Here is an 8,166-nt window from a genome sequence, read left to right as displayed (position 1 = left end):
TGGGTGTGGGATGAAATCTAATGATCTTACATCACAAAATGTCAATATTATATTCAAGGATCTCTTCCTGGTTAATGAATACTGTCTCTAACCATTTTAACACCTTATGAAGCAATGCTGTTCAGGTTATTAAAGCCATGTTGCTCCACTTGAAAAAGCTGGACGGCCACAGAGAAAAAAGCCGGACTGCTTTTGTGACTAAAGCCGGCCTGCTACGATAAGAAGAGAAGTGCCGCTCAAAGGTGATGTAAAGGGGTTTGTTGAAATGTAAATTTGTTTTAGACCTTTGGGGGTAATTCAACTTATATCTACCATATTTCCCTTTATTTTCACTTATAGCCTCAGGTTGATTCATACCTCTGGCCTCTTTCTTCTGTCTTCTGTGCGCCGGCACAGCCCCTTCAGGGGGCCGGGGGTGAGGGAGGGAGCAGGATAGGTTGATAGGCCAATAGGCTATTAGGTTGATAGGCCGATAGGTTGATAGGCCACCAGGCTATTTATATCTATATTATTTCTATCTATTTCAACTTATATCTATTTATATCAATAATTATTTCTGACTTCCGCTTTCTTATATTTCATTCTTAGCACATAAGTAAATTAGCACCTCAATCTTATTGAACTTTATGGCCGGTCTAATCGTCTTCGGGCCTATAATTGAGCCTCCGGTTTTTTTGGAAGGCGGAAGGAAGAAAAAGTGGATTGATAGTAGAGACTTGCTGTTAGGATAAATATAAAACTTTTGTTTGCTTCTGATAGTTTTGAAAACCTTCTGGTATATATAATTATAATCTGCAAAAAAAGGGATATAAAATTGAATAATTTTCTCTACTTTTGGCGCTTTAAATTTTAAACCTTCAAAAAAATGAAAAAAGTTTTTACCATTCTTGCTTTTAGCCTTTTTACCCTTAGCACTTTTGCTCAGAATCTTCAGGTTCATTACGACTTTGGAGATGAACGAAAAATGGTGACTACTACCTTGGAGATGTTTAAACCCGACAAATATGGTAGCACCTTCTTTTTTGTTGATTTTGATTACAGCTCTGATTCCAGAAATGTAGAGAACGGTATTTCTTTAGGGTACTGGGAAATAGCACGTAGTTTTAAGTGGAGTGAAAATCAAAAATTTGAACCTCGCATAGAATTTAATAATGGGGGTGCTTATTTTGGGCCTATAAATAATGCATGGTTAATTGGAGGTCAATATACATTTAATAGTGCTGATTTTTCAAAAATATTGACTATACAAGCCAATTTAAAGCGAATTAAAGATGGTAAAATAAATGATGATTTTACAACCGATAATCTTCTTGGTTTCCAGCTTACAGCTGTATGGGGGCTGCAACTAATGAGCGGGAAATTGTCATTCCTTGGATTCGCTGATTTTTGGAGACAAGATACTTATTTTGGGGATAAAGAATTTGTATTTTTAAGTGAGCCCCAACTTTGGTATAATGTTAATGAGAATTTTTCTTTTGGTGGAGAAATCGAGTTGAGTAGTAATTTTGTTGAAGATGGTTTTCAAGTTAATCCAACTCTGGCGGTTAAATGGACATTTTAATTAAAATGATACTATCATGTTAGAAAAGTTTTTTAATCTCAAAGGGAATAATACCAGTGTCCGTACCGAGGTGATTGCGGGTATCACAACGTTTATGACCATGGCCTATATCTTGGCTGTGAATCCTGATATCTTATCTGCTACCGGGATGGATAAAAGTGCTGTTTTCTCAGCTACCACGCTTTCTGCCATTGTTGGTACACTCGTCATGGCTCTGTGGGCGCGGTTACCATTTGCGTTGGCGCCGGGTATGGGGCTGAATGCTTTCTTTGCCTTCACCGTTGTGTTGGGCATGGGCTACAGCTGGCAATTTGCTTTGACGGCCGTACTGATAGAAGGGATTATATTTTTACTTCTTACAGCATTTAATATCCGTGAAGTAATTGTTAATGCCATCCCCATGAATCTGAAACATGCTATTTCGGCAGGGATCGGTTTGTTTATTGCCTTTATTGGTATGCAAAATACCGGATTGATAGCGAACAGCGATGCCACTTTGGTGACATTGGGGGATATGAGTTCTCATACGGTATGGATTACCTTATTTGGATTGGTTGTGATAGGCGTTTTGCTGGCGTTGAAAGTGCGTGGCGCACTGTTGATCGGGATCTTTGCCGCCACCATTGCCGGAATTCCCTTAGGTGTTACTCACTTGCCCGAAGGTTCATGGCTGACACTTCCTCCATCTGTTGAACCTATCGCTTTTAAATTTGATTTTTCCAGCATATTTACGGTGGATATGGTGATTGTTTTGTTCACCTTCCTCTTTGTAGATATGTTTGATACGGTGGGAACATTGATTGGTGTGGCTTCCAAAGCGGACATGATCCGAGAAGACGGAACTCTGCCACGGGCCAAACAAGCGCTGTTTGCCGATGCCGTTGGTACCACCGTCGGAGCTATGTTGGGAACTTCTACCGTTACTACTTATGTAGAGAGTGCTTCCGGGGTTGCCGAAGGAGGTCGCACCGGCCTAACTGCTCTTACCACTGCCGGGATGTTTTTGCTGGCCTTGTTCTTGTCGCCATTATTTTTAATGGTCCCAGCAGCTGCTACTGCTCCGGCGCTTATTATGGTCGGTTCATTCATGATGTCGCCAATTCTTAAAATCAATTTTGACGATTACACCGAGTCTATCCCTGTATTTCTGACTATTATTATGATGCCATTGGCCTATAGCATTGCTGAAGGAATTGTTTTCGGAATGTTGTCGTATGTGGCATTGAAATTATTGTCGGGAAGAACCAAAGAGGTGTCATGGGTTATGTATCTTTTAGCGATACTTTTTATTCTGAAATTTTTCTTTTAAATAAGATATAGGATAGTTTTTCTGACATCACGCCGGATGGAAGATTCGTTCTTCTATCCGGCGTTTTTGGTTTCCCTCATTTCTATTTGCTTTTGTTTCAGTCAAACGATATATTTGTATCCTTTTAAAAATGGAGGTAAAATAATACATAGATGAACAATAAATTTCCTGAGTACAAAGGATTGGACCTCGCAAACGTCAATAAAGAGGTCCTTAAAGAGTGGGAAGAAAATAACACATTTGAAGAAAGTCTTACCAGCCGTGAAGGCTGTCCGTCGTTTATTTTTTATGAAGGACCTCCCTCGGCCAACGGGATGCCTGGTATTCACCATGTCATGGCCCGTACCATTAAGGATATTATTTGTCGGTATAAAACCCAGAAAGGATATTTTGTCAACCGGAAAGCAGGATGGGATACGCATGGTCTTCCGGTAGAGTTAGGCGTGGAAAAAGCCTTGGGGATTACTAAAGAAGATATCGGGAAATCGATTTCCGTGGCAGAATACAATGCCGCTTGTCGGAAAGACGTAATGAAATATACCGATATGTGGGAAGATCTTACCCACAAAATGGGGTATTGGGTCGATATGGAGCATCCATATATTACCTATGATACCAAATATATTGAGACGCTGTGGTGGATGCTTAAGGAGCTCTATAAGAAAGGGTTGCTTTATAAAGGCTATACCATACAACCCTTTTCCCCTGCTGCCGGAACAGGCCTCTCAACGCATGAATTGAACCAGCCGGGATGTTACCGGGATGTGAAAGATACTACTTGTACCGGGCAGTTTAAGGTGGTGGAAAACGAGGATTCTGCCTTTCTTTTTCAAAACAGTGATGCCGAGGTGTTTTTCCTGGCATGGACCACAACTCCGTGGACCCTTCCGTCCAATACGGCCCTGGCTGTTGGCCCTTCCATTCGATATGTGAAGGTTCGGACCTTTAATCAATATACCGGAAAGCCAATGGTCGTGGTGTTGGCAAAAGATTTATTGGCTTCTTGGTTTGATATGAAAAATGCCGAATTGGCCATTGAAGACTATCAACCGGGTGATAAGAAGATCCCTTTTAAGGTGTTGGACGAGTTTGACGGGGCTCAATTGGTCGGTCTGCGTTATGAGCAATTGGTACCTTGGGTTAAACCCGACGGTGATGCTTTCCGCGTCATTGCCGGCGATTTTGTTACCACGGAAGATGGTACCGGCATTGTGCATATTGCTCCAACCTTTGGGGCAGACGATAACAGAGTGGCTAAAGAATCGGGTATTGCTCCTTTATTGCTGAAAGATAAGGACGGAAAGATGCAACCGATGGTGGACCGTACCGGTAAATTTTTCCTGATAAAAGATCTGGATCCTCAGTTTGTTAAAACAAATGTTGATTTGGATTCATACAGTGAATATTCCGGACGATACGTCAAAAATGCCTACGATGATGAGCTGACAGAAGAAGATCCCTCGCTCGATGTGGATCTGTCGGTCATGCTTAAGAAGGAAAATAAAGCCTTTAAAGTTGAAAAGTACGTACACAGCTATCCTCATTGCTGGCGTACCGATAAACCTGTGCTCTATTATCCGCTCGACAGTTGGTTTATACGGACCACCGCAGTGCGGGATCGTATGATCGAATTAAACAATACCATCAACTGGAAACCTCAGGCTACCGGAACCGGACGTTTTGGTAAATGGCTCGAAAACCTGGTTGACTGGAACCTTAGCCGGTCGCGGTTCTGGGGAACGCCTTTACCTATTTGGCGAACAGAAGACGGTAAAGAAGAAAAGTGTATTGGTTCGGTAGAAGAGTTGGTCAGCGAAATCGATCGATCGGTCAAAGCAGGTCTGATGGACAAAAATCCCTTCGAAGGCTTCCGGCCCGGTGATTTTAGCGAAGAAAATTACAGTAAAATAGATCTTCACAGACCTTATGTGGATGATGTTATTTTGGTTTCGGATGAGGGAAAACCAATGTACCGCGAAACCGACCTGATTGATGTGTGGTTTGACTCCGGCGCCATGCCTTATGCGCAGATGCATTATCCTTTCGAGAGTGGCGCAGGCGAAAATAATGGGGATAAGAATAATGGCATTCCTTTTCCTGCCGACTTTATCGCCGAAGGGGTCGATCAGACCCGGGGATGGTTCTTTACCTTGCATGCCTTGGCGACTATGCTGTTCGATAGCGTAGCATTTAAAAATATTATTTCAAACGGATTGGTTCTTGATAAGAACGGCAATAAGATGTCTAAACGACTGGGCAATGCCGTTGATCCTTTCCAGGTGATTGAACAGTTTGGTTCCGATCCTTTGCGGTGGTATATGATTACCAATGCTCAGCCATGGGACAATCTTAAGTTTGATGTGGCGGGTATTGATGAAGTGAAGCGCAAATTCTTCGGAACCCTTTATAATACCTACTCATTCTTTTCCCTCTATGCCAATATAGATGGTTTCACGGGAACTGAAGAAGAAGTGCCGGTTGCCGAGCGTCCGGAGATTGATCGTTGGATCATTTCATTGCTGAATTCGCTGAAAAAAGAGGTGAATGATGCACTTAACAACTTTGAGCCTACGCGTGCAGGGCGAGCCATTCAGGAGTTTGTGACGGAAAATCTCAGTAATTGGTATGTGCGACTGAACCGGAAACGTTTTTGGGGAGGCGCATTTGATCGCGATAAACTGGCTGCTTATCAGACATTGTACGAAGCACTGGAAACGGTGGCCATGCTCGCTGCTCCCATCGCTCCCTTTTATATGGACCGACTCTTTGGCGATTTGAACAAAATGTCGGGACGGCATAAGGTGGTGTCGGTTCATCTGTCACAATTCCCTGTTGCGGACGAAAGTTGCATTGATCGTTCCCTGGAAGAGCGGATGAGTTATGCTCAGCAGATCTCATCCATGGTTCTGGCTCTGCGTCGCAAAGTGAATATAAAGGTGCGTCAGCCACTACAGAAGATTATGGTTCCGGTCTTTGATGATCATTTCGAAAAACAGATTGATGCCGTTAAAGATTTGATCATGACCGAGGTGAATATTAAAGAAATTGAATACCTTAAAGACGTGACAGGTGTCCTGGTGAAAAAAATTAAACCCAATTTTAAAACCTTAGGTCCCCGATACGGTAAAATGATGAAGGGCATCAGTAAAGCTTTCGGAGAGATGACTCAGGAAGAGATCGCGCGGTTTGAGGCGGATGGTCGATTTGAGTTGGAGGTGGACAGTCAGAAAGTGGAACTGCAACGGGAAGATGCTGATATTATCAGCGAAGATATTCCGGGCATGCTGGTAGCCAATGAGGGAAAGATTACCGTCGCTCTGGATGTGACAGTGACGCCGCAATTGAAGGAAGAAGGTATTGCTCGTGAATTGATCAATCGTATTCAGAACCTTCGTAAAGAGAGTGGTTTTGAGGTGACCGATAAAATCAGAATTAATATCCGCAAAAATGGGGAAATTGATTCAGCTGTAAACAATCATAAAACCTATATCTCGACCCAAACATTGGCCCTTGAGATTAATCTGGTTGATGCCTGTAAAAGCAGCAATGCTCATTCGGTGGAAATTGACGATAAATTGAATACATTGCTTGAAATTAGTAAGGTTTAACCTTGTATTAATTATAAATTTTGTCATTATGGCAGAAAAAACCCGTTACTCAGATGAAGAGCTGCAGGAATTTAAGGAACTGATTCTTGCCAAGCTCGATAAAGCAAAACGTGATTACGAATTGCTTAGAAATACAATAACCATGGGAGATGGAAATGACACTCAGGATACCTCTCCCACCTTTAAAGTGTTGGAAGAGGGAGCCTCTGTGCTTTCGAAGGAGGAAGCCGGGAAACTGGCACAACGCCAGCAAAAATTCATTCAGCACCTTCAGGCCGCTCTGGTTCGAATCGAGAACAAGACTTATGGTATTTGTCGCGAAACCGGAAAGCTGATTGCCAAAGAGCGGCTTCGGGCCGTTCCGCATGCCACTCTGAGTATCGAAGCTAAAAAAGCCCAGAAATAGGGAACTTGTGCTTTACATCTCGGGTGACATAACAGATAAAAACGTAAAAATTTTTACCCGGGAGGATCGGTGTGTCTTCCCGGAATATTTTCTGAATCAGATGGGCCGGGCAATGTTGTCATCCGGAGAGGATGATTACCTGCCCGAATTTATTTTCTAATATCTTATTTCTGACAATCTAACATCTAAATATCTAACTTTTTAATGCCAGTGGAATGGGAAAGCTAAAAACACCGATATTCATCATTATTGCTATTTTAATTATTGATCAGTCGCTTAAAATATGGGTGAAAACCAATATGATGTTGGGGGAAGAGTTTTCTGTGATAGGCAACTGGTTCTATATTCATTTTGTTGAGAACAACGGAATGGCCTTTGGTATGGAACTGGGAGGCGACTGGGGAAAAATCTTTTTAAGTGTTTTTCGTATTGTGGCTGTCACCGGTATCGGATGGTATTTGTATAAACTTTCCTGCAAAGGAGCCCCAAAGGGATTGATTATAAGTGTTAGCATGGTGCTGGCCGGTGCGCTGGGTAACATCATTGACAGTATGTTTTACGGAATGATATTTAGTCACAGCTACTCTCAGATTGCTGCCTTATTCCCGGATGGTGGCGGGTATGCGCCGTTTCTTCATGGCAGGGTGGTGGATATGTTCTATTTTCCTCTTATTACCGGACATTATCCGGAATGGTTTCCGGTATTGGGTGGTCAGGAATTCATATTTTTCAGGCCGGTTTTTAATATTGCAGACTCATCCATAACGCTGGGGATCATTTCAATCTTTGTTTTCCAAAAGCAGTATTTCAAAGAGGAAAAAGCCATTGATTGATCTTGCTCGTAATTCTTGTTTGTCGGATCTCTCCGGCCCAATATGCCTATAGGGGCATCTCATTTCAGTAATTCCGAAAATGGACATGGTTCTGTCTCTCTCTTATGCTTCATGGTTTCCTTTTGAAGGTAATTGGTGAAGATATGCTGGTGTGACCTTGCGTTAGTTGTCTATTGCTGTTTTTTTCTTTTGGGTTTTATGGGTGAGCAATCTTGCCATAGTTGCCGGATAGAATGTTGAATATTTATCTCATTGATTTAAATTTTTTTGCCGACAAATCATTTTTTTTAGGTGCCTAAAGGATTGAGACTGGGTGGTTCCATAGGTCGTTGCGATTAATCCCCAATGTTTCTTTGTATAATTATTGTTTTACGGGACGCCGCTTATGTTTACTGCAGGTTATATTTGTTAATGTTTATGTAATTTATTGTGAGGAGGTTTCATTTCCG

At 42.1% G+C, this 8,166-nt stretch carries 5 protein-coding genes; all 5 read left to right on the top strand.

The window, feature by feature from the left end; all coding sequences use genetic code 11:
• The first annotated feature begins 865 nt into the window (after window positions 1–865).
• Window positions 866–1,561: a DUF5020 family protein gene (locus tag ACT29H_RS16380; RefSeq protein ID WP_444822735.1), complete on the top strand. Its 696-nt coding sequence runs from the start codon at window positions 866–868 to the stop codon at window positions 1,559–1,561.
• 16 nt (window positions 1,562–1,577) lie between these two features.
• Window positions 1,578–2,870, top strand: a complete 1,293-nt coding sequence (locus tag ACT29H_RS16375; RefSeq protein WP_444822734.1) for an NCS2 family permease — start codon at window positions 1,578–1,580, stop codon at window positions 2,868–2,870.
• A gap of 152 nt (window positions 2,871–3,022) precedes the next feature.
• On the top strand, window positions 3,023–6,478 hold the full coding sequence (ileS, locus tag ACT29H_RS16370) for an isoleucine--tRNA ligase (protein WP_444822733.1): 3,456 nt from the start codon (window positions 3,023–3,025) through the stop codon (window positions 6,476–6,478).
• A gap of 28 nt (window positions 6,479–6,506) precedes the next feature.
• Window positions 6,507–6,884: a TraR/DksA family transcriptional regulator gene (locus ACT29H_RS16365; protein WP_444822732.1), complete on the top strand. Its 378-nt coding sequence runs from the start codon at window positions 6,507–6,509 to the stop codon at window positions 6,882–6,884.
• A gap of 215 nt (window positions 6,885–7,099) precedes the next feature.
• Window positions 7,100–7,717 (top strand): lipoprotein signal peptidase, encoded by a 618-nt coding sequence (locus tag ACT29H_RS16360; protein WP_444822731.1) that lies wholly within the window; start codon window positions 7,100–7,102, stop codon window positions 7,715–7,717.
• The last annotated feature ends 449 nt before the right edge of the window (window positions 7,718–8,166 follow it).

It is taken from the genome of Thermophagus sp. OGC60D27, from assembly GCF_052400625.1.
Taxonomy (GTDB): Bacteria; Bacteroidota; Bacteroidia; order Bacteroidales; family Marinilabiliaceae; genus Thermophagus.
Note: the sequence above shows the minus strand (reverse complement) of the source record. Positions and strands in the feature narration are given on the sequence as shown.